Origin of the sequence: Halomonas urumqiensis (genome assembly GCF_003028575.1) — a bacterium.
GTDB classification, from domain to species: domain Bacteria; phylum Pseudomonadota; class Gammaproteobacteria; order Pseudomonadales; family Halomonadaceae; genus Halomonas; species Halomonas urumqiensis.
Map to the genome: position 1 here is coordinate 1 of NZ_PYUD01000001.1, position 18,643 is coordinate 18,643.

The 18,643-nt window shown below is 66.5% G+C and carries 18 protein-coding genes; 12 read left to right on the forward strand and 6 right to left on the reverse strand.

The annotated features are described in order from the left end of the window. Positions 1–233 precede the first annotated feature (233 nt). The gene (locus tag C6V82_RS00005; RefSeq protein WP_102586936.1) at positions 234–1,205 is read right to left on the reverse strand and encodes a tRNA dihydrouridine synthase; all 972 of its coding nucleotides are present in this window, start codon (positions 1,203–1,205) and stop codon (positions 234–236) included. 180 nt (positions 1,206–1,385) lie between these two features. Here C6V82_RS00005 and C6V82_RS00010 point away from each other — a divergent pair, with 180 nt between their 5' ends. From C6V82_RS00010 to gspD, 12 genes are all read left to right on the forward strand, one after another. After that, positions 1,386–1,640, forward strand: coding sequence for an OadG family protein (locus tag C6V82_RS00010; RefSeq protein ID WP_102586935.1), 255 nt, complete (start codon positions 1,386–1,388; stop codon positions 1,638–1,640). 45 nt (positions 1,641–1,685) lie between these two features. After that, on the forward strand, positions 1,686–3,518 hold the full coding sequence (gene oadA, locus C6V82_RS00015; protein ID WP_102586934.1) for a sodium-extruding oxaloacetate decarboxylase subunit alpha: 1,833 nt from the start codon (positions 1,686–1,688) through the stop codon (positions 3,516–3,518). Between the two features lie 9 nt (positions 3,519–3,527). After that, positions 3,528–4,850: a sodium ion-translocating decarboxylase subunit beta gene (locus C6V82_RS00020; RefSeq protein ID WP_102586933.1), complete on the forward strand. Its 1,323-nt coding sequence runs from the start codon at positions 3,528–3,530 to the stop codon at positions 4,848–4,850. Between the two features lie 422 nt (positions 4,851–5,272). Beyond that, on the forward strand, positions 5,273–5,701 hold the full coding sequence (gene gspG / locus C6V82_RS00025; protein WP_102586932.1) for a type II secretion system major pseudopilin GspG: 429 nt from the start codon (positions 5,273–5,275) through the stop codon (positions 5,699–5,701). Positions 5,702–5,775: 74 nt separating this feature from the next. Then, positions 5,776–6,255 carry a GspH/FimT family pseudopilin gene (locus C6V82_RS00030; protein ID WP_102586931.1) on the forward strand — a complete coding sequence of 160 codons (480 nt, stop codon included), beginning with the start codon at positions 5,776–5,778 and terminating at the stop codon, positions 6,253–6,255. Further along, the gene (locus tag C6V82_RS00035) at positions 6,245–6,661 is read left to right on the forward strand and encodes a type IV pilus modification PilV family protein (RefSeq protein ID WP_102586930.1); all 417 of its coding nucleotides are present in this window, start codon (positions 6,245–6,247) and stop codon (positions 6,659–6,661) included. The genes C6V82_RS00030 and C6V82_RS00035 overlap by 11 nt, the downstream gene beginning before the upstream one ends. After that, entirely contained in the window at positions 6,658–7,302 is a 645-nt protein-coding gene (locus tag C6V82_RS00040; protein WP_180978222.1) for a prepilin-type N-terminal cleavage/methylation domain-containing protein, read from the forward strand. The genes C6V82_RS00035 and C6V82_RS00040 overlap by 4 nt, the downstream gene beginning before the upstream one ends. Continuing rightward, on the forward strand, positions 7,299–8,246 hold the full coding sequence (locus C6V82_RS00045) for a type II secretion system minor pseudopilin (RefSeq protein ID WP_102586928.1): 948 nt from the start codon (positions 7,299–7,301) through the stop codon (positions 8,244–8,246). The genes C6V82_RS00040 and C6V82_RS00045 overlap by 4 nt, the downstream gene beginning before the upstream one ends. Next, positions 8,243–9,334, forward strand: coding sequence for a PilN domain-containing protein (locus C6V82_RS00050; protein WP_102586927.1), 1,092 nt, complete (start codon positions 8,243–8,245; stop codon positions 9,332–9,334). The genes C6V82_RS00045 and C6V82_RS00050 overlap by 4 nt, the downstream gene beginning before the upstream one ends. Continuing rightward, positions 9,331–9,912 (forward strand): type II secretion system protein GspM, encoded by a 582-nt coding sequence (gene gspM / locus C6V82_RS00055; RefSeq protein ID WP_102586926.1) that lies wholly within the window; start codon positions 9,331–9,333, stop codon positions 9,910–9,912. Before C6V82_RS00050 ends, gspM begins: the two co-directional genes overlap by 4 nt. Next, on the forward strand, positions 9,909–10,412 hold the full coding sequence (locus C6V82_RS00060) for a hypothetical protein (RefSeq protein WP_102586925.1): 504 nt from the start codon (positions 9,909–9,911) through the stop codon (positions 10,410–10,412). The genes gspM and C6V82_RS00060 overlap by 4 nt, the downstream gene beginning before the upstream one ends. A 78-nt stretch (positions 10,413–10,490) precedes the next feature. Continuing rightward, a complete protein-coding gene (gspD, locus tag C6V82_RS00065) occupies positions 10,491–12,662 on the forward strand; it encodes a type II secretion system secretin GspD (RefSeq protein WP_180978221.1) in 2,172 nt (723 codons plus the stop codon). Between the two features lie 22 nt (positions 12,663–12,684). Here the strand turns inward: gspD and C6V82_RS00070 are convergent, their stop codons facing one another. From C6V82_RS00070 to C6V82_RS00090, 5 genes are read right to left on the reverse strand one after another with little or no spacing between them, the layout of a single operon-like run. After that, positions 12,685–13,878, reverse strand: coding sequence for a type II secretion system F family protein (locus C6V82_RS00070; protein WP_102586923.1), 1,194 nt, complete (start codon positions 13,876–13,878; stop codon positions 12,685–12,687). A gap of 34 nt (positions 13,879–13,912) precedes the next feature. Continuing rightward, entirely contained in the window at positions 13,913–15,613 is a 1,701-nt protein-coding gene (gene gspE, locus C6V82_RS00075; protein WP_102586922.1) for a type II secretion system ATPase GspE, read from the reverse strand. A gap of 27 nt (positions 15,614–15,640) precedes the next feature. Further along, a complete protein-coding gene (locus C6V82_RS00080) occupies positions 15,641–17,272 on the reverse strand; it encodes an ABC transporter substrate-binding protein (protein ID WP_102586921.1) in 1,632 nt (543 codons plus the stop codon). Then, complete coding sequence (locus C6V82_RS00085; RefSeq protein ID WP_102586920.1) at positions 17,272–17,961, reverse strand: SCO family protein; 690 nt, start codon at positions 17,959–17,961, stop codon at positions 17,272–17,274. Before C6V82_RS00085 ends, C6V82_RS00080 begins: the two co-directional genes overlap by 1 nt. Then, on the reverse strand, positions 17,958–18,641 hold the full coding sequence (locus C6V82_RS00090) for an SCO family protein (protein ID WP_180978219.1): 684 nt from the start codon (positions 18,639–18,641) through the stop codon (positions 17,958–17,960). The genes C6V82_RS00085 and C6V82_RS00090 overlap by 4 nt, the downstream gene beginning before the upstream one ends. Positions 18,642–18,643: the final 2 nt, after the last annotated feature.

An 18,643-nucleotide genomic window follows, 5' to 3' on the forward strand; every position in this document is an offset into this window, starting at 1 on the left:
TGAGGCTCAGTACTACATCGAAGAGTATTACGATAACGTGCGGCTCCATGGGGCCTTGGGCGGAGTCTCCCCCCGGACCTATGAAGCCGCTGCCTGACAAAGTGTCTACTTTTTCAGGGCCACACCAGTCCCCCTCCTTGAACCTTCCCTCCTTGTGTCTCCCTTGCTCTCGATCTGCTGGCTCGTGATCTGCCTGCTTGTGCCGAGCGAGTCAGTCGCCGGGCCGTGATCGGTCAGGCGGGAAGTCGCGCTGCACGGGGCATGGCCGGCTGTTCGGCCATCAGCCCGTCGAGCAGTTCATCCAATTGGGTGATTCGTTTGAGCGACTCGAAGCGGCGCGCCGCCTCTGGGTCACGGGCGCGCATGTGGTTGAGCCATTGCTTGAGTAGTGACGTGACCACCTTGGCGGGAAGTGTGCTACGCTGCAAAGCAGCAAAATCGACAAGCGTCGTTGCCCGGCTTTCCCAGGTGGTGTCAGGCAAGCGCTCACCGCTGAGTTGCCAGTGGCGAATGCGCGGGGCAAGCCAGGGGTCGGCCAGGGCGCCACGTCCAAGCATCACGTCACGGCAACCCGACAGGGTGCGGGCTTTCCAGTAATCTTCCAGCGTCCAGATGTCGCCGTTGGCGACCACCGGGATCGACAGTCGCTGGCGAATGCGTCCGATCCACTCCCAGTGGGCGGGCGGACGATAGCCCTCATTACGGGTCCGGCCATGCACCACCAGTTGCTGGGCGCCGCCCTGTTCGGCGGCCATGGCGCAGGCCAGGGCAAGGCGCCGGTCGGCAAAGCCCAGGCGGATCTTGGCAGTCACCGGGATTGCGTCGCCCACGGCGTCGTGTACCGCCGCCACTGCGGCCCGAACGCGCCTGGGGTCGCGCAGCAGTGACGCCCCGCCGTCGTGGCGGTTGACCAGCTTCGCTGGACAGCCGAAGTTGAGATCCAGGCTGGTGGCGCCGAGTGCAAGGGCCTGGCGGGCATTGGCTGCCAGAGCGGCGGGGTGGGAGCCGAGCAGCTGCAAGGTCACGGGGACTCCGCTGGGCGTGCACAAGCGCTGCGGGGCGCTGGCCAGCTCAGGGCAGTGCTTGAGGAAGACTCTGGGCGGCAGGCGGGTATCGACAACGCGCACGAACTCCGTGACCGTCCAGTCGAAGCCGGGTTGACGGGTCAACAGATCGCGGGTGTGGGCATCGATCACGCCCTCCATGGGGGCGAGCCCAATGCGACCCGGATGGCTTTGTAGTAAATTAACAACGCTGACTTCCACTATGCCGTCCTTGCAATCTTCCGGGGGTGTGGCAGGTTATACGGTCATTATAATTAGACATGTCATCCTGATCGCGCTAGATCGGAGCATGGCCAAGTACTGAATCAAGGAGAACGCCACATGCAGGACACCCAGTTGCTGCAGGAAGGCCTCGCCCTGATGGGCCTCGGTATGGGCTTCGTATTTGTTTTTCTTACCTTGCTGGTGATCATCACTACCTTGATGTCCCGGATCATCGGACGCTGCTTCCCTGAGCCTGCCAAGGCCACCACCGATGCGGGGCGTCGCGCGGCGCCTGCCCGGCAGGACGACAGCGAGCTCATGGTGGTGCTCAGCGCCGCCGTGCATCGCTACCGGCAACGTCATCGCCGCTGAGCCGATCCTCTCTCCCCTTACATTCATAACGACAAGGTCACGACCATGACTGACAAGACACGCCCACTTGGCATCACCGATGTCGTCCTGCGCGATGCCCACCAGTCGCTGTTTGCCACCCGCATGCGCCTGGACGACATGCTGCCGATCGCCGAGAAACTCGACCAGGTCGGCTTCTGGTCGCTGGAATCCTGGGGTGGCGCCACCTTTGACGCTTGTATCCGCTATCTCGGCGAAGATCCGTGGGAGCGGATACGGGCGTTGAAGCAAGCCATGCCCAATACCCCCCAGCAGATGCTGCTGCGCGGTCAGAACCTGCTCGGTTACCGCCACTATGGCGACGACGTGGTGGATCGCTTCGTCGAGCGCGCCAAGACCAATGGTGTCGACGTATTCCGCATCTTCGATGCCATGAACGACCCGCGCAATCTCGAGCGCGCCATCCAGGCGGTGCGCAAGGTCGAGGGCCACGCGCAGGGTACCTTGTCCTACACGGTTAGCCCAGTCCACACGCTGGATGGCTGGGTCGAACTCGGCCGCAGCATTGCCGACATGGGCGCCGACTCGCTGGCCATCAAGGATATGGCGGGCCTGCTCAAGCCCTATGACGCCTTCGAGCTTGTCACCAAGCTCAAGGCCGCCGTGGATATCCCGATCCACATGCAGTGCCACGCCACCACCGGCATGTCCACCGCCACCGCGCTGAAGGCCGCCGAGGCGGGCATCGACAACGTCGATACCGCGATCTCGTCAATGTCGATGACCTACGGCCACAGCCCCACCGAGTCACTGGTGGCCATACTCCAGGGCACCGAGCGTGACACCGGCCTGAACCTGGAGCTGCTCGAGGAGATCGCCACCTACTTCCGCGAGGTTCGCAAGAAGTACGCGGCCTTCGAGGGCTCGCTGAAGGGCATCGACGGGCGCATCCTGATCGCCCAGGTGCCGGGCGGCATGCTCACCAACATGGAAGGCCAGCTCAAGGAGCAGGGCGCCGGCGACAAGCTCGACGACGTGCTCAAGGAGATTCCCCGCGTGCGCGAGGACCTTGGCTTCATTCCGCTGGTCACGCCCACCTCGCAGATCGTCGGTACCCAGGCGGTAATGAATGTGATGATGGGGGAGCGCTACAAGTCGATCTCCAAGGAAGTGCAGGCGCTGCTCAAGGGCGAGTACGGAGCCGCCCCGGCGCCGTTCAACAAGGAGTTGCAGGCGCGCGTGCTGGAAGGGGCCGAGCCGATCTCCTGCCGTCCGGCGGATAACTTGAGCCCCGAGATGGACAAGCTGAGCAAGGAGCTCAAGGACAAGGCCAAGGTCGAGGGCATTCGCCTGGCCGAGGGCGAGCGCGAGATCGACGATGTCCTGACCTATGCGCTGTTCCCGCAGATCGGCCTTAAGTTCCTCAAGAACCGCGACAACCCCGACGCCTTCGAGCCGGTGCCCCAGGCGACTGGCAAGGACGAGGCGGCCAACCTCCCGGCCACTGCCCAGACGAGTGGGGCACCGGCTCAGGTGCCGGCGGCCCAGTCTGCCGGCCCCGAGACCTACACCATCAAGGTCAATGGCAAGGCCTATGTGGTCGAGGTCGCCGAGGGTGGCGAGGTTGGCCAGGTCAGCGAGCAGCCAAGCGCCGCGGCACCGGCCGAAGAGGCAGCGCCCGCGCCGAGTGGCGAGACGATCAGCGCGCCGCTGGCCGGCAACATCTTCAAGGTCAATGTGCGTGAAGGCGACGCGGTGGCCGAAGGCGATGTGGTGATCATTCTCGAGGCCATGAAAATGGAGACCGAGGTACGGGCGTCCAGCGCCGGTACCGTCACCGCCGTCAAGGTCAGCGAGGGCGACAGTGTTGCCGTCGGTGATGTGCTGGTCGAGCTGTAAGGAGCCCCCGTGGAGAAGCTACTGACACTCTGGTATGGCTCGGGGCTCTACAACCTGACACTCGGACAAGCGGCGATGATCGCTGTCGGGATGTTGCTGCTCTACCTGGCCATTCACAAGAAGTTCGAACCCCTGTTGCTGGTGCCGATCGGCTTCGGTGGCATTCTCGCCAACATCCCCGAGGCTGGCCTTGCCATCTCGGCGCTGGACCAGGCTATCGACGTGGCCAAGCCGGCACTGCTCGATCAACTGGCCACCGCCCTGGGTGCCTCCCTCGACCCGCTGGCCCAGCCCGAGGTGTGGCGCGACACCCTGAAGGCGGTCGTCGATGAGGGAGCCTCGCCCGACCAGCTACGCGCCGCGCATGATGTCGCCACGGGTGTGGGCTACAACAATGGCATGCTCTACAACTTCTATTCGGTGGCGATTGCTTCCGGCGTGGCCCCGCTGCTCATCTTCATGGGCGTTGGGGCGATGACCGATTTCGGACCGTTGCTTGCCAACCCGCGGACGCTGTTTCTTGGCGCCGCGGCGCAGTTCGGCATCTTCGCCACGCTGTTCGGTGCGGTGGGCCTGTCGGCGCTTGGGGTGATGGATTTCTCGCTCAATCAGGCCGCTGCCATCGGCATCATCGGTGGCGCCGACGGGCCGACCTCGATCTATGTGGCAAGCGTGCTGGCGCCGGAACTGCTGGGTGCCATTGCCGTGGCGGCCTACGCCTACATGGCGCTGGTACCGCTGATCCAGCCACCGATCATGAAGCTTCTGACCAGCCAGCGGGAACGCGAGATCACTATGACCCAACTGCGCCCGGTGTCCAAGCTCGAGAAGATCGTCTTCCCGCTGTCGTTGTTGCTGCTGGTGGCGCTGTTCCTGCCGGATGCCTCGCCATTGCTTGGGATGTTCTGCTTCGGCAACCTGATGCGCGAGTGCGGCGTGGTCGAGCGGCTCTCCGACACCGCCCAGAACGCGCTGATCAATATCGTCACCATCGTGCTGGGCCTGGCGGTGGGGTCGAAGCTGATGGCCGAGAGCTTCTTGGCCTTCGAGACGCTCGGCATCCTGGGGCTCGGGATGGTGGCCTTCGGCATCGGCACCTCGGCCGGGGTATTGATGGCCAAGCTGATGAATGCCATGAGCAAGATGCCGATCAACCCGCTGATCGGCGCGGCCGGCGTGTCGGCGGTGCCGATGGCCGCGCGGGTCGCCAACAAGGTGGGGCTGGAATCCAACCCCCACAACTTCCTGCTGATGCACGCCATGGGGCCCAATGTGGCCGGGGTGATCGGTTCGGCGGTGGCCGCCGGGGTGATGATCAAGTACCTGGGGTGATCCCGAAGGAGTTGCAGTATCGCCAACGGCGTCCCTCGGGGCGCCGTTGGCGTTTCCGTGCGGACAAAATTGCCATGTGCACCCGCGAAATGTGTCTAAACTGTAAAAAGGGGTGAGAAAGCGTAACTCCATGCGGAGATTCCGATAAACACCGCCAGCCTCGCAAGGGAACGCTGAACAAATTGACGAGCGAGATGAAGCGCAAGGCGCACGGAGCACAGCACCGAGCGGAGCGACAAACATCCGAAGGATGGCCCCGAAGGGGCGAGAAACCGAAGGTTTCGAGTCAACCGGAGCATATGGGGTATATGTGAGGATTCCGTCCGGGCTGGCGCACCAGCACCGCGCAACGCAGCGATTCGCTCGCACAGGCATTTGTGCAGTGATTCCCAAGGTTCGTTTCGGGGGAGGTTCGACAAACGATGCGCAGGTCGAAAAGACGGGGCCAGGGCTTCACCCTGGTCGAGCTACTGGTGGTACTGGTGATTCTGGGGCTTCTGGCGAGCCTGGTGGGGCCCAGGGTGATGCAGTACGTCGGGTCGTCGCGGACCGAGACGGCGCGGCTGCAGATCGCCGACCTCGCCACCGCACTCGATCTCTATCGCCTCGACATGGGGCGCTATCCCAACGAGCAGGAGGGGCTTTCGGCATTGGTGGAAAGACCGCCGGGCGAGGAGCGCTGGAATGGCCCCTACCTCACCAAGCGCGCGGTGCCTCTCGACCCCTGGGGCAATCACTACCAGTACCGGGTGCTGGATGACGGCGGTGACCCCTACGATCTCGCAAGCCTCGGCGCCGATGGTGCGCCGGGTGGCAGTGGCGAGAACCTGGACATTTCCGTGCGGGATTGACCCCGAGGCCGAGCGCTGCGGTGGAGCCCGCGATGAAGCACCGTGGTGAAGCGCCGCGGTGAAGGAGGTGGCCCATGACACGACATGGCGCATCCGGGCCAGCACCACAAGCGTGTGGGGTTGAGCGTCGCGCCGGTTTTACCCTGGTCGAGCTGATGGTGGTACTGGCCATCGTCGCCATGACGGTGGCGGTGGTGCCGCCGCTGGTGGTCAAGGTGATGCCGGCCATGCAGGCCCAGGCGGCGGCGCGGGAACTGGCAAGCGGTTTGCGCGAGGCGCGTAGCACCGCGATGGCCGACAACCGCGAGGTGGTGGTCGAGATCGACCTGGAGCGACGTACCTACCATTGGCAGGGGCAGCGTATCCGAGCAGAGCTGCCGTCCCATGTGGCACTCGACGTGCTCACCGGGGACGCCGTGGGAACGCGTGGGCAATTTCACTTCTATCCCGATGGCAGTGCGTCCGGGGGGCGTGCCAGCCTCGCCTGGCGTGGGCGCGAATGGGTGGTCGACATCGACTGGCTGACCGGGCGGGTGACCCTCGATGAATACTGAGCGGCAGCTCCATCAGCGCCGCTGCGCCGGGTTTTCGCTGGTCGAGGTGCTGGTCGCCTTCGCGGTGTTGGCCCTGGTGCTAGGCGCTGCACTCTCGGTGTTCACCAGCGGCTTGCGGGTGGTGAGCGTGGGCGGTGATATCTCCCGGGCACTGACCATTGCGGAGTCCCTGCTCGCCGAAAGTGGGCTTGAATCGCCCCTTGCCGAGGGGCAGGAACAGGGGGTGCTGAAAGACGCTTACCAATGGCAGCGCCGGGTGAGCCACGCGCCCTGGTGGACGGAACAGGCCGCGCTGGACACCGGGCTTGCCGCCTTCGAGATTCATGTCACGGTCAGTTGGGTGGACGCTGGGCGGCAGCGTCAGGTCGCGCTGAGCACCCTGAGACCCCAGCGGGTGTCTCCATGAACCGCGGGGCGCAACGCGGGCTGACCCTGGTCGAGGTACTGGTGGCGTTGGTCATCACCGGTGTGGTGCTTGGCGCCGCGTTTGGCGGCCTGCATGTCGCCGTGGCGGCCTGGGAGTCAGGCAACCGGCATGGAGAATGGGCGCGTGAAGAGCGTCTCGTCGAACAATGGATCGTCCGCCAGCTGGCTGCCGCGCGGCATTTGCCCTTGAACCCGGCCGCAACGGCTTCCCCGCCCGTGGTGTTCAGCGGCAGCGCCGAGGCAATGACCCTGGTCGCGCCGCTGGCTGCTCACCATGGACCGCCTGGGTTGCGGCTCATCCACCTGCAGGTCGACCCGCGCGCAGCGACGCTGTCTGTCGCCTACCCGCTGTGGGGCCAGCAGGAGCAAGACAGCCAGGTCGATGAGACCACACGCCGGGTGCTGCTCGAGGAGTCACTGGAAAGCGTGCGCTTTGCCTATTTTGGTCGCCGCTCGGCCGATGATGCATTGGCCTGGCATGACGACTGGCGCGACTCTTCCCGCCTGCCAAGGGCCGTGCGGATCGTCATCGAGCCGTCGGCCGAGTCACTGCGCCCCGCACTCACACTGTCCACCAGGCTCGAGGCGCATGCCGGCAATGAAGGGGAGGCCAGGCCATGAGCGGGGTGCGGCATGCTCACTCACTGCCAGGGCTGCCCCGCGAACGGGGCGCGGCGCTGCTGGTGGTGTTGTGGGTGGTGATGCTGCTTGGCTTGCTGGCATCGGCCTTCGCGGTCGATACGGCGGGCCAGGCCCGTGATACCCGCACGGCCCTGGATGCCGCCATGGCAAGGGCGCGTGCCGAGGGGGCGATCTGGCAAGGCGTGCTGGAATTGCTGGCTGGCCGCCAGGACGTCGTCATCGCGCTCGATGGCCAACCGTTCGAGCTCGATCTTGACGCTGATGATCCCGACCGTGACACGGGCTCGCTGCGGCTGTCGGTGCAGGCGTTGCGCGGCCGTATCGATATCAACCACGCGGATGCGGCGCAACTGGCGGCCCTGTTCGGCCGTTACGTCGAGGATGACTCGCGGCGCGACGCCCTGGTGGATGCGGTTCAGGACTTTCGTGATGCCGATGACCTGAGGCGCCTGCATGGCGCCGAGGCGGATGACTATCGCCGCGCCGGCCTTGCTCACGGTCCCGCCGATCGCCCATTTGCCGACGTTGCCGAACTGGCCCTGGTGATCGGCATGGATCGGCGGCTTTACCAACGTCTGCTGCCGTTGGTAACGGTGCATGGCGAGCGTTCCGTTGATCGACTGGTCGCGCCGTCAGAGGTGCTGATGGCGCTGCCGGGCGCCACGTCCGGCCAGGTCGAGGCGTTACTTGCGCTGCGCGCCGATTCGCCTCCCCCGGCGGTCTCCCGCTTCGCCCGCGGCAGCGGCCACGTGGTCGAGATGCTGGCGAGTGCCCGCCAGCCGGGAGGGGTGAGCCGTGGGGTGCGCGCGGTGGTGCGTCTGCATCCAGGGCAGCGGGAGCCCTATACGATACTTGAGTGGCAACACCACTCACGGGATCTGTTCGCTGCCACCTCGATGGTGGCGGGAGAGGATGACCGATGACATCTCAGCTGCAGCCCCGGCTTGTCAGGGGTGAGTCGTTTGCTTCGCTGCGCCGGTTCCTTGCGTGGTGGCGGCGCTCGCTAGTCGCCTGCCTGCCCCGCGCGCTGCGCGCAGATGCCGGCACCTTGCCTTGCCAGGTGCTTAGGGTCGAAGGCGAGCAGCTGATACTCGCCACGCCACGGCCCGACGGACGGTGGCAACGCCAGCCCCTGCCGCCGCCCGCCTCCCGGGAGATGACGATGCCGCGTGGCCTGGCCCGCGTCCAGCTGTTGCTCGACCCCTCGCTGGTGGCGCGCCGCCAGCTCGTGCTGCCGTTGGCCGCTGAGGAAAACCTGCGACAGGTACTGGAGTTCGAGATGGATCGCCGCACGCCGTTTCGTGCCGATGACGTGGTCTTCGACTGGCGAGTGCTGGAACGCTCGGTGGCCAACCATGCGCTGACGCTCGAGCTGGTGGTGGTGCCGCGTGAACGTCTGAAGGAGTGGCGCTCACGCCTGGCGGTGCTCGGGTTTGCCGCGCAGTGCATCGACGTACTGGCTGGCCAGCCGGAACCGGCGGCTCGAGGGCTGGGTGTGGACTTGCTGGCGAGTGAGGCTGCCACAGGCAAAGGCGGTACGCAGAGGCGCATCAATCGCGGCCTGGCGCTGGCAGGGCTTTGCTTGCTGGTGGCGGTGCTGGTGGTGCCGACATGGCGCATGCAACTCGCAGAGCGTCAGCTTGGCGACCAGGTGGAGGCGGCCAGGGCAGACGCCCTGGCGGTGGTGGACAGGCTAGACGTCATCGAGCGCCGTCATGGCGGCCTGCAACAGCTTTTGGAACGGCGCCAGCGAGAGCCCGCTGTGGTGGCAAGGCTTGCCGAGCTTGCCCGGGTGCTGCCCGATGACACCTGGCTGCAACAACTGGAATTGGGTGATGGGCGAATGATCGTGCAGGGCGAATCGGCGCGCGCCGCCGCGCTGATCGAGCGCCTGGAGGCATCACCCTTGCTGGGGGCGGCGAGCTTCGAGGCGCCGGTGGATACCGACCCAACCTCCGGGCAGGAGCGCTTTCGTATCGCCTTGCGTCTGCATGGAGGAGGTGCGCCATGAACGCCACGACACCCGGCTGGCGGGATCGACTGATGGCGTTGACGCTGTTGGCGGCATGTCTGGTAGCGCTGTGGTGGCTTATGGCGATGCCTTACCTGGCACAGCGCGAGGCCAGCAGCCAGCGACTGCTCGGGCTCCAGACCCAGCTTGTCCAGTTCGAGCAACTGCGCCAGGAGAGTCGCCTGCGTGCCGAGCAGCGCGAATCGGCATTCGATGACCCGGCGCTGGCCGCGCAACTGCTGCCACCGCAACGGCCGCCGGTGGCCGCCGCCAGCCTGCAGCAGGCGCTGCGTGAGCGGGTCAATGCCGCGGGTGCACAGCTGGTCAGCATCCAGTCGCTCGCGGCCCAGAGCGATGAGGGACTGGTGCCGATTCGCTTGCGCGTCACCCTGCGCGGTGACAGCCCTGCACTGCGTGACCTGCTGCACGGTCTGGAAGCCGCGACGCCGCTGCTGATCGTCGAGGAACTGCTGGTTCGGCGTCTGGCCCCCGGGCGGGTCGGACGTGTGGGGCAAGCCACCGAGCAATTGGATATCCGTCTTCAGGTGGCGGGCTTTCTCAGGGAGGACACGCCATGAGACGCCAGCAGCAGGGCATCTGGATGGTCGGTCTTGTGGTATGCGTGGCGATGCTATGCGCCTGGCTGTGGTTCGAACTGACCCGCGAGCTCACCCGGCAAACCGGGTCGCACTCCGCCGGAACGTCGGGGCAGCCAGGCGCAGCGGAGCCCCAGCGTGGACAGGCAGGATGGACGGCGGTAGCCGATGTCGATGACTATGCAGCAATGGTCGAGCGCCCCCTGTTCAGCGAGACCCGGCGCCCCCCGGCGCCTCAGGTCGCCGAGCCGGCCCCGGTGTCGCCACCCAGGCCCGCCGCGCGGCCCGACTGGCGGCTGGTCGGGGTGGTGATCGTTGACGGGCAGCCACGTGCGGTGCTGTGGGATGAGCGAGAGGGGCGCTACCTGCGGCTCCGCGAGGGGGATGTCGCCAATGGCTGGACCGCGGTGGAGGTCGAAGCGCAACGACTGACCATCGAGAACATGGGGCAACGCCATGAGCTGGCGCTGCGCCGCTATTGAGGGGGTTGGACACGCTCGGCCAGAGGGAACCATCAAGGGATCGTGACAATGACAATAATGGGTAACGCAGGAAAGCGCGTGAAACCGTTCATCGTGCTGCTGGGGTGTGGCGTGCTGGCCGCCTGCAGCGCCACACCCCAGCAGCCTCCGAGGCCCTGGTGGGAGGGAGCTGGTTCCACCGGGGTGACTGGCGGTGGCGTCGAGACCGCCCCCTTCGAGACCGGTGTGGCCTCGGTGGCGCTTGGCGGGGATACCCAGGGAGTGAGCTCCGCGCTCTACCCCGGCACCGGGGAGTTCGTCAGGCTTCGCCAGCCAAGCGCCGAGGTCACGACCGAGCAGGGCGATATCACCCTCAATTTCGAAATGGCCGATGTGCGCGAGGTGGTCAATACCATCCTTGGCGAATTGCTTGGCCTGAATTACCTGGTGGCGCCGGATGTGAGCGGTCAGGTGACCCTGCAGACCAGCCGACCGGTGACGGCGGATGCGCTACTGCGCATCCTCGAGGACGTGCTGACCGCCAGTGGCCTGGCGCTGGTCGAACGCGACGGGGTCTATCAGGTGGTGACGGCGGCCAATGCCGCGGGGGTCAGTCGCGGTAACCTGCAGTGGGGCGGGGCGGGTTTCGGCACCCGGGTGGTGCCGCTCGAGTACGTCAGCGCCGCGGAAATGGCCGATCTGCTCGAGCCGTTCGCCCCGGAACAGGGCATCCTGCGCGTCGACCCGGGACGTAACCTGCTGGTGCTGTCCGGTAGCGCCCGCGACCTCGACCAGTTGCAGGAAATGGTCGAGACCTTCGATGTCGATTGGCTCGACGGCATGTCGGTGGGCCTGGTGGCGCTCGAGCATGCCCGCGCCGATGTTGTCGTCGACGAGTTGGGCGCGATGCTGGGGGAGGCCAGCCCGATCGGCGACCTGATCCGGCTGATTCCCCTGCAACGGTTGAACGCGGTGCTGGTGGTCACCCCCCAGCGTCGCTACCTCGGGGAGATGCGCAACTGGCTGAATCGCCTCGATCAGCCACTCGGTGGCGAGGGGCGTCGCCTGTATGTCTATCGGGTCGAGAATGGTAACGCCGTGGACCTGGCCGAGATCATGCGCGAGTTGTTCGCCGCCGCCGGTAATGGGCAGCAGGCGGGCAATGGCAGGTCTGCCGCCGAGCTGGCGCCTGGCTTGAGGCAGACGCGTATCTACTCGCCGCCCAGGGAAGGCGACGACCCGCCCCAGGTCGATCTGGGTGGACCGCTGGTCTCCGGGACTGCGACTTCGGCCGCCGACAACGGCATGTCGGCATTCGATAACGGCACGGCAGCGCGCAGCGGCGGCATGGGTGATATCGGCGTGATCGCCGACGAAGCCAACAACGCCCTGGTGATACTGGCCACGCCCAGTGACTACAGCACCGTGGAGGATGCCCTGCGCCAGTTGGACATCCGGCCGCTGCAGGTGCTGGTCGAGGCGACCATCGTGGATGTCACGCTGTCCGACGAACTCGCCTATGGCATTCAGTGGTTTCTGCGTGACCGCATCAACGGGGGCCGTGCGGTGGCACAGTTCGGCCAGGCGCTCTCCTTCGGCTCCAGCTTCTCGCTGACGCTGAGCAATTCGGCCGGCGAGGTGCGCGCATTGCTGCGGGCCCTGGCCGACGAGGGCAAGGTCGAGGTGCTTTCCTCGCCGTCGCTGATGGTGCTGGACAATCACACGGCCAGCATCCAGGTCGGCGACCAGCAGCCGGTGACCACCTCGATCATCACCGAGGGCGGGTTGATCGCCGAATCCGTGCAGTTTCGTGATACCGGGGTGATCCTTGATGTCACCCCGCGGGTCAACAGCGGTGGGTTGATCACCATGGATATCCGCCAGGAGGTCACCGATGTTGGCGAGACCGACGCCGCCACCGGCCAGCGTGCCTTCCTGCAGCGCAACATCGAGAGCAAGGTGGCGGTGCAGAGCGGTGATACCCTCGTGCTGGGGGGGTTGATCCGCGAGAATCGCGCCCAGACCCGTAGTGGCGTGCCTGGGCTCTACCGCCTGCCGGTGATTGGCCCGGCGCTGTTCGGGCAGACGGTGAACGCCGCCAATCGCTCCGAGTTGCTGGTGCTGATCACCCCGCGCGCAATACGCAGCCGCGAGGATGCCGGGCGAGTCACCGAGGAGTTTCGCAGCAAGCTTGGCCGGCTGCGCGACTGGGATCCCCGCGCGTTGCCCAGAGGCAGCGAGCCCGCCATCCGCGAGGTGGATGCGCCGTGATCGACGCAGCGTCGAGGCTTCGCTAGAGCAGCAACTGGTGGGTATCGAGGATCGCCAGCAGGATAGACAGCACGATGCCGGCGATCACCACCCCCAGGCCGATGATCAGTGCCGGCTCGAGCAGGGCCAGCAGGCGCTTGACGGCCGTGCGCACCTCCGCGTCGTGAATCCCGGCGACCTTGATCAGCATCGGGCCGAGTTCGCCGGCCTCCTCGCCGACGCGAATCATGCGCACCGCAAGCCCCGGGAACAGGCCGCTCTCCGCCAGTGGCCGTGCCAGGCCACGCCCCGCCTGGAGGTCGCGCGCGGCCGCTTCCACTACCTGGCGCAACGCCTGGTTGCCGATGGCCCCGGGCACGATACGCATCGCCTCGAGCAGTGGCACACCGTTGGTGACCAGCACCCCCAGGGTGCGGCTGAAACGCGCCACTTCCGAGCGCCTGATCAGTGAACCGAACAGTGGCAGCCGCAGCAGCCAGGCATCGCGTCGCGCGCATCTGGCCGGGTCCGCCGCCACCCACCGGTTGAGCCAGATGCCCAGCAATGCCAGGCCAGGCACTAGCCAGCCGTAATGGCGTGTCAGGTCACCAGCGGCCATTACCACCCGCGTGGCCAGCGGCAGGGTGCCGCCCAGTTCCGCGAACATGCCGGTGAACTGGGGCACCACATAGGCCAGCAACAGGAACAGCGACAGCATCGCCACCACCACCAGGATCGCCGGATAGAGCAGCGCCGAGAGGACTTCCTGGCGCAATGCGCGTGAGCGTTCCAGATAACCGGCCAGGTCGCCCAGCACCTCGGCGAGGTTGCCGCCAGCCTCGCCGGCCCGCACCATGCTGACCGGAAGCGGCGTGAACGTATCGCCATGCGCCTGCATGGTCGCCGACAGCGACGCACCACCACGCACCGCCTCCAGCAGCGCGCCAAGCAGGCGCTGGCTAGCAGCCGTATCGGCCACCTCCTGCAGGGCTTGAAGTGCCTGTTCCAGGGGCAGTCCGGCGCTCAGCAGCACGGCCAGGTCACGCGCCAGGGTCTCCACATCGACTCGCCGTGCGCGCCGCCTTGGCAGGCTTGCACCGCGCACGGGGGCGATACGAATCGGAATGCAGCCACTTTCCTGAAGCCTTGCCGCCAGCGCGGCCATGGAGTCGGCCTCGAGCTTGCCCTGTTCGATGTCTCCATCGGGCCGCGCGGCCTTGTAGCGATAGCGTGGCATGGCCGGCCCTCCCTCGTCGTGTGTGGCCTGGGGCTTAGTTGTCCTGGGTGACTCGCAACACCTCTTCCAGGCTGGTATCGCCGGCCAGCACCTTGTCGATGCCATCCTGGTAGAGCGTGCGCATGCCTTCGCTCACCGCCAGCCGCTGGATGTCGGCTGCCTCGGCATGGGCCAGTACCCGCTGGCGCAGCGACTCGCTCATCACCAGCAATTCGGCGATGGCGATTCGCCCCTGGTAGCCGCTGTGGTGACAGGCACTACAGCCCTGGGCACGGAAGATGCGCTGGCCGGCTAGCCGTGGCTCGGCCCGGGCGGTGGCGTCGTCGGCGCGCATCTCGGTGCGGCACAGGGGGCACAGCCGGCGCACCAGGCGTTGCGCGAGGATGCCGTTGAGCGTCGAGGTGATCAGGTAATCCTCCAGGCCCATGTCGAGCAGGCGCGTGATCGAGGCGGCGGCGTTGTTGGTGTGCACGGTGGAGAGCACCAGATGCCCGGTGAGCGCCGATTGCACGGCGATGCGCGAAGTTTCCAGGTCACGCATTTCGCCGACCATGATGATGTCCGGGTCCTGGCGGACGATGGCGCGCAGCGCACTGGCGAAGGTCAGCCCGATGCCAGGCTTGACCTGAATCTGGTTGATGCCAGCCAGTTGGTACTCCACCGGGTCTTCCACGGTGAGGATCTTGCGTTGTGTCGTATTGAGTCGGCTGAGCGCCGCATACAGCGTGGTGGTCTTGCCGCTGCCGGTGGGGCCGCTGACCAGCAGGATGCCGTGGGGTTGAGCCAGCAGTGCGAGCAGCCGTTCACGCAGTGCGTCGCCAAGCCCCAGCGGCGCGAAGTCGAAAACCACGCCGCCCTTGTCGAGCAGCCGCATCACCACGCTTTCGCCATGCAGGGTGGGCACCGTCGAAACACGCAGGTCCAGGTCGTGCCCCTGCACGCGCAGGCGAATACGGCCGTCCTGGGGCAGGCGGCGCTCGGCGATGTCCAGGCGCGCCATGATCTTGACCCGGGATATCACCGCGGCCGTCGAGCGTGCCGGCGGCGACTCCTGGTCCACCAGCATGCCGTCGATGCGCAGGCGAATCTTCAGGCCTTCCTCGAAGGGTTCGATATGGATATCCGAGGCGCGCGCGGCAACCGCGCGTTCGATCACCAGGTTGACCAGGCGGATCACCGGCGCTTCGCTCGCCATATCGCGCAGGTGGGCAATCTGCTGGTGCTCGACGTCGGGCTCGCCCCCCAGATCGTCGGCGATTCGGTCCATGCGCGAGCGCCGGCTGCCATGACAGCGCTCGATGGCCTGCTCGATCTCCGAGGGCAGGCCCAGGCGTGCCTCGACACACCGCCCGGTGGCCAGCGCCACGCCCTGCAGAGCGTCCGTGTCGCGCGGGTCGGCCATGGCCAGCGTCAAGGTGTGCCCGTCGTCGCCCAGCGGCACCATCACGGCGGTACTCAGAAAGCGCGGCGAGAGCTCCGTGTCGGTGACCGCCTGCTGGGGATAGGCATTGGCGCCGATCGGCTCGAGACCGGTCAACGCGGCGATGGCATTGGCGACCTCGCGTTCGCCGACAAGCCCCAGCCGGCTGATCATCACGGCACGCGGTTCGGCGGATTCCGGGAGCAGGGTATCGAGCGCCTGGAGCCGCTCGGCGGAGAGCAGGCCACGTTCGAGCAGCCATTCATCAAGTGGGTCGAACGCGCGGCCGATCAACGCGGGAAAGTCGAGGTTCATGGGCACTCCTTCAGGGGGGATACGCGTTCATTCGCCGACATCCACCCAATCGCTGCGTGATGGGTAGCCCCCGGCCTCGCCAAGTGGCTGGACGATATAGGCACCGCTGGCGCCCACCCTGCGCCCGCCTCGGTAACTCAGCGGGGGAGTGCCCACGGTCTCGAAGCGGTAGAGGGTCTCGATGGCCTCGGTCAGGCGTTCGCGTGATACCGCGCGGCCTGCGATGCGCAAAGCTTCGAGTGTCACGCCCATGGCCGCATGGGCGGCTTGCTGAGCCTGGCGATGCAGCGGTGTCAGCTCGGCCTGGCCAACCAGTCTCATGAAGGCTTCGTCGCGCGGAGTGCGGCCGTGGATGGGGGCCGAGGGTAGAGCGATCCAGATGCGCTGTCGCAGGCCTTCGGGCAGCAGGAACAGTTCACGACTGGTCAGGTGGCCGGGCACCAGCCAGCCGGGAGGACGAGGCAGTGTGTCGAGCTCTGCGGCAAGTGCTGGCAACGTCTCTGGCCTGCCCAGGTAGAGCACGCTGCCCGGTGTCTCGGTCTGGTCGAGAAACCGCGCCATTCGCCTCACGTCCTGATCATCGCCGGGTGTCTCGACGTGCAGGATCGCCGACCAGGGCTCTGCCTCGCGAGAGCGTTCAATGGCGGTTACCAGCGCCTCGTCGTCACTCACCACCACCAGCGGCGCGGGCGTATCGGAACCGCCTCTGCGGCTGATGCGATGGCTCAGCAGCGCGCGGGCCTGTTGACTGGCCGAGGCGAACAGGAAGAAGCTTGGGCCGGTCAGCGTGGCGCTGTCCGGGCTCACCTGGCTCAGCGGGCCGATGATGGGGGTGCCGGTTTCCGCCGAGAGTTCGGCGAGCGCCGTCTCGGCACCCGGCGCGACCACCGCCACCAGGGCGAATACCGTGCCTGAACTTGCCAATTCGCGGGCCACGGCCAGGGTCTCGTCGGCGCTGGCGCCTCCGTCGGCCACTTGCAGCGCCAGCCGCCGACCATAGAGGCCGCCGCGGGCGTTGATGTCGGCCACCATGTGCTGCAGCAACCGTGCCACTTCATGGCTCAACGGGGCCAGCGGCCCGGCACTGGGTACTACGGTAGCCAGGTGCAGTCGGTGCTCCTCGATGCCGGGGTCGAGGCGTTGTTCGATCACCTTCAGGTAGGCGATCAGGTCGTCGACATCCTCACGCGATAGCCGATAGCGCGGCATGGTGGTATCGAGCCGGTTGCCGGCCGGGTCATGCCCCCTGGTCAAGGTCACCCACAGGCTTTCTGCGGTGAAGGGTGGGTGATGCCGTCCGGTGGCAAGGTGAAAGTGACCGGAGGGGCGGCTCAGGTGTCGCCAGTTGAGCTCGCTCGGGTGGACGCCCGATTCGGCGCGACCCAGGCCATCCTCGCCGTGGCAGCTGGCGCAGGGCAGGGTGTGTCCGGGCAGCTCGATGTCGCGCTCGCCGACCAGCGCCGAGACCTCGTTGCCACGCGCGCTCTGGCCGGTGGTATACAGCGAGTGGCCACGCTCGATGGCGTCCGCGTCATTGGCGTACATGTCGTTGGCGGACACGATGCCAGCCGCGCTCGCGCCGGCAACCCACGCCATGGCATAGGCCAGGTTGCAGGCCCTGTTGCAGGCGATAGCGCAGAGCGTGGCGAGCCGGTTCATTATCTGGCGCCCAACTGGCCACCACCATGTTCGGCCAGCGCCGAAAGCTTCATGGCGATGGCCGGCAGCGGTGACTGCGGCGGGATGCGGGTCCAGGCGCGTGCCGGCACGTTGCCGGCGATCAGCAGCGTGGAGTGCTCCCAGTAATCCTCCGAGACCTGGCCCAGGCGTTGGGAAATGTCCTGGATGTCGTTCTCATCGCCGGTCAGGAAAAGCCAGTCCTGATCATCGTCGGCGCCATGTCGCTCGGCGAAGGCCTGCAATACCTCGGGGGTATCCGTGGTGGGGTTGGTGCTGATCGAGATGAACACCACCTTCTCGTCGAGCAGTGGCCGCAGGGCAGCGAGCTTGGCGGTCATCGCGGGGCAGAAATCGGTGCAGTCGGTGTAGATGAAATGGATCAGCACCAGGCGATCACGCAGCAGATCGGAGTAGAACTGGTGGGTCCGGCCATGCTGGTCGACCACCGGCAGGTCGGTGAAGTAGGCCTGTTCGCGGCTGTCGTCGAGCACGACGGTCGGGGGGTTGCCGTTGACTTCGGTCGGCTCGACGTGGTCATGGCCCTCGTGGGCGAGCACCGGGCTTGCGAGCAGCAGGATCGTCAACGCTAGCATCTGGCAAACCAGGATCGTGAGAAGTAGACCGATGAGGCCGCCAGATGTCGCATGGCGTACTGGGGGTTTGATCATGGAGCCTCCCGCTGGGCGAGCAGTGTGTGGATTCTGGCGACGATGTCGTCAGGCGCCTGCAGGCCGAAATCGCGTCGCCACTGGTCGCTGCGACCGTCCCCCACGACCACCATGATCGGATGATCGTCGGGGTCCGGGGTGTAGGCGCCCAGGCCATCGAGTACGCGCATGACATTGCCGCGCTCACCGGTCAACCACACCCAGCCGGGTTGGGCGGCGAAGCGTTGCCGGTAGTCGGCCAGGCGGCGGGGGGTGTCCCGTGCGGGGTCGACACTGATGCTGATCAATACCACCCGCTCACCGAGTTCCTCCTCAAGCTGTGCCTGCACGCGCTGGAAAACCGCCGAAATCACCGGGCAGACGGTGGTGCAGCTGGTGTACACCACCGTGACCGCGACGATGCTGTCGCCGATCACCTCGCTGCGAAAACGCCGGGTGGTGCCCTGGTGATCGACCAGCGGCAGATCCACCAGCTCGACGGCGACCTGCGATGCGGCGGTACGGTGATTCGAGCGGTCTCCCGTGTGGGGCTCGTGCGCCAGCGCGGTGCCGGTGAGCAGCGCCAGGCTCAAGGCGAACAAGGGGATGGCGGACAGGCGCCTCACGGCTCCGGAGAGGACGCGATGCCGTGCGTCCCCGGGCGAGTGGTTGGGGCGGCCAGGCTGAAGTGGCGGCGTCATGG

What these genes read in the sequence shown, in the direction of transcription:
- C6V82_RS00005 (WP_102586936.1), bottom strand. Translation starts at nt 1,205, where the DNA reads ATGGAGGGCGTGATCGATGCCCACACCCGCGATCTGTTGACCCGTCAA.
- C6V82_RS00010 (WP_102586935.1), top strand. Translation starts at nt 1,386, where the DNA reads ATGCAGGACACCCAGTTGCTGCAGGAAGGCCTCGCCCTGATGGGCCTC.
- oadA (WP_102586934.1), top strand. Translation starts at nt 1,686, where the DNA reads ATGACTGACAAGACACGCCCACTTGGCATCACCGATGTCGTCCTGCGC.
- gspG (WP_102586932.1), top strand. Translation starts at nt 5,273, where the DNA reads ATGCGCAGGTCGAAAAGACGGGGCCAGGGCTTCACCCTGGTCGAGCTA.
- C6V82_RS00030 (WP_102586931.1), top strand. Translation starts at nt 5,776, where the DNA reads ATGACACGACATGGCGCATCCGGGCCAGCACCACAAGCGTGTGGGGTT.
- C6V82_RS00035 (WP_102586930.1), top strand. Translation starts at nt 6,245, where the DNA reads ATGAATACTGAGCGGCAGCTCCATCAGCGCCGCTGCGCCGGGTTTTCG.
- C6V82_RS00040 (WP_180978222.1), top strand. Translation starts at nt 6,658, where the DNA reads ATGAACCGCGGGGCGCAACGCGGGCTGACCCTGGTCGAGGTACTGGTG.
- C6V82_RS00045 (WP_102586928.1), top strand. Translation starts at nt 7,299, where the DNA reads ATGAGCGGGGTGCGGCATGCTCACTCACTGCCAGGGCTGCCCCGCGAA.
- C6V82_RS00050 (WP_102586927.1), top strand. Translation starts at nt 8,243, where the DNA reads ATGACATCTCAGCTGCAGCCCCGGCTTGTCAGGGGTGAGTCGTTTGCT.
- gspM (WP_102586926.1), top strand. Translation starts at nt 9,331, where the DNA reads ATGAACGCCACGACACCCGGCTGGCGGGATCGACTGATGGCGTTGACG.
- C6V82_RS00060 (WP_102586925.1), top strand. Translation starts at nt 9,909, where the DNA reads ATGAGACGCCAGCAGCAGGGCATCTGGATGGTCGGTCTTGTGGTATGC.
- C6V82_RS00070 (WP_102586923.1), bottom strand. Translation starts at nt 13,878, where the DNA reads ATGCCACGCTATCGCTACAAGGCCGCGCGGCCCGATGGAGACATCGAA.
- gspE (WP_102586922.1), bottom strand. Translation starts at nt 15,613, where the DNA reads ATGAACCTCGACTTTCCCGCGTTGATCGGCCGCGCGTTCGACCCACTT.
- C6V82_RS00080 (WP_102586921.1), bottom strand. Translation starts at nt 17,272, where the DNA reads ATGAACCGGCTCGCCACGCTCTGCGCTATCGCCTGCAACAGGGCCTGC.
- C6V82_RS00085 (WP_102586920.1), bottom strand. Translation starts at nt 17,961, where the DNA reads ATGATCAAACCCCCAGTACGCCATGCGACATCTGGCGGCCTCATCGGT.
- C6V82_RS00090 (WP_180978219.1), bottom strand. Translation starts at nt 18,641, where the DNA reads ATGACGCCGCCACTTCAGCCTGGCCGCCCCAACCACTCGCCCGGGGAC.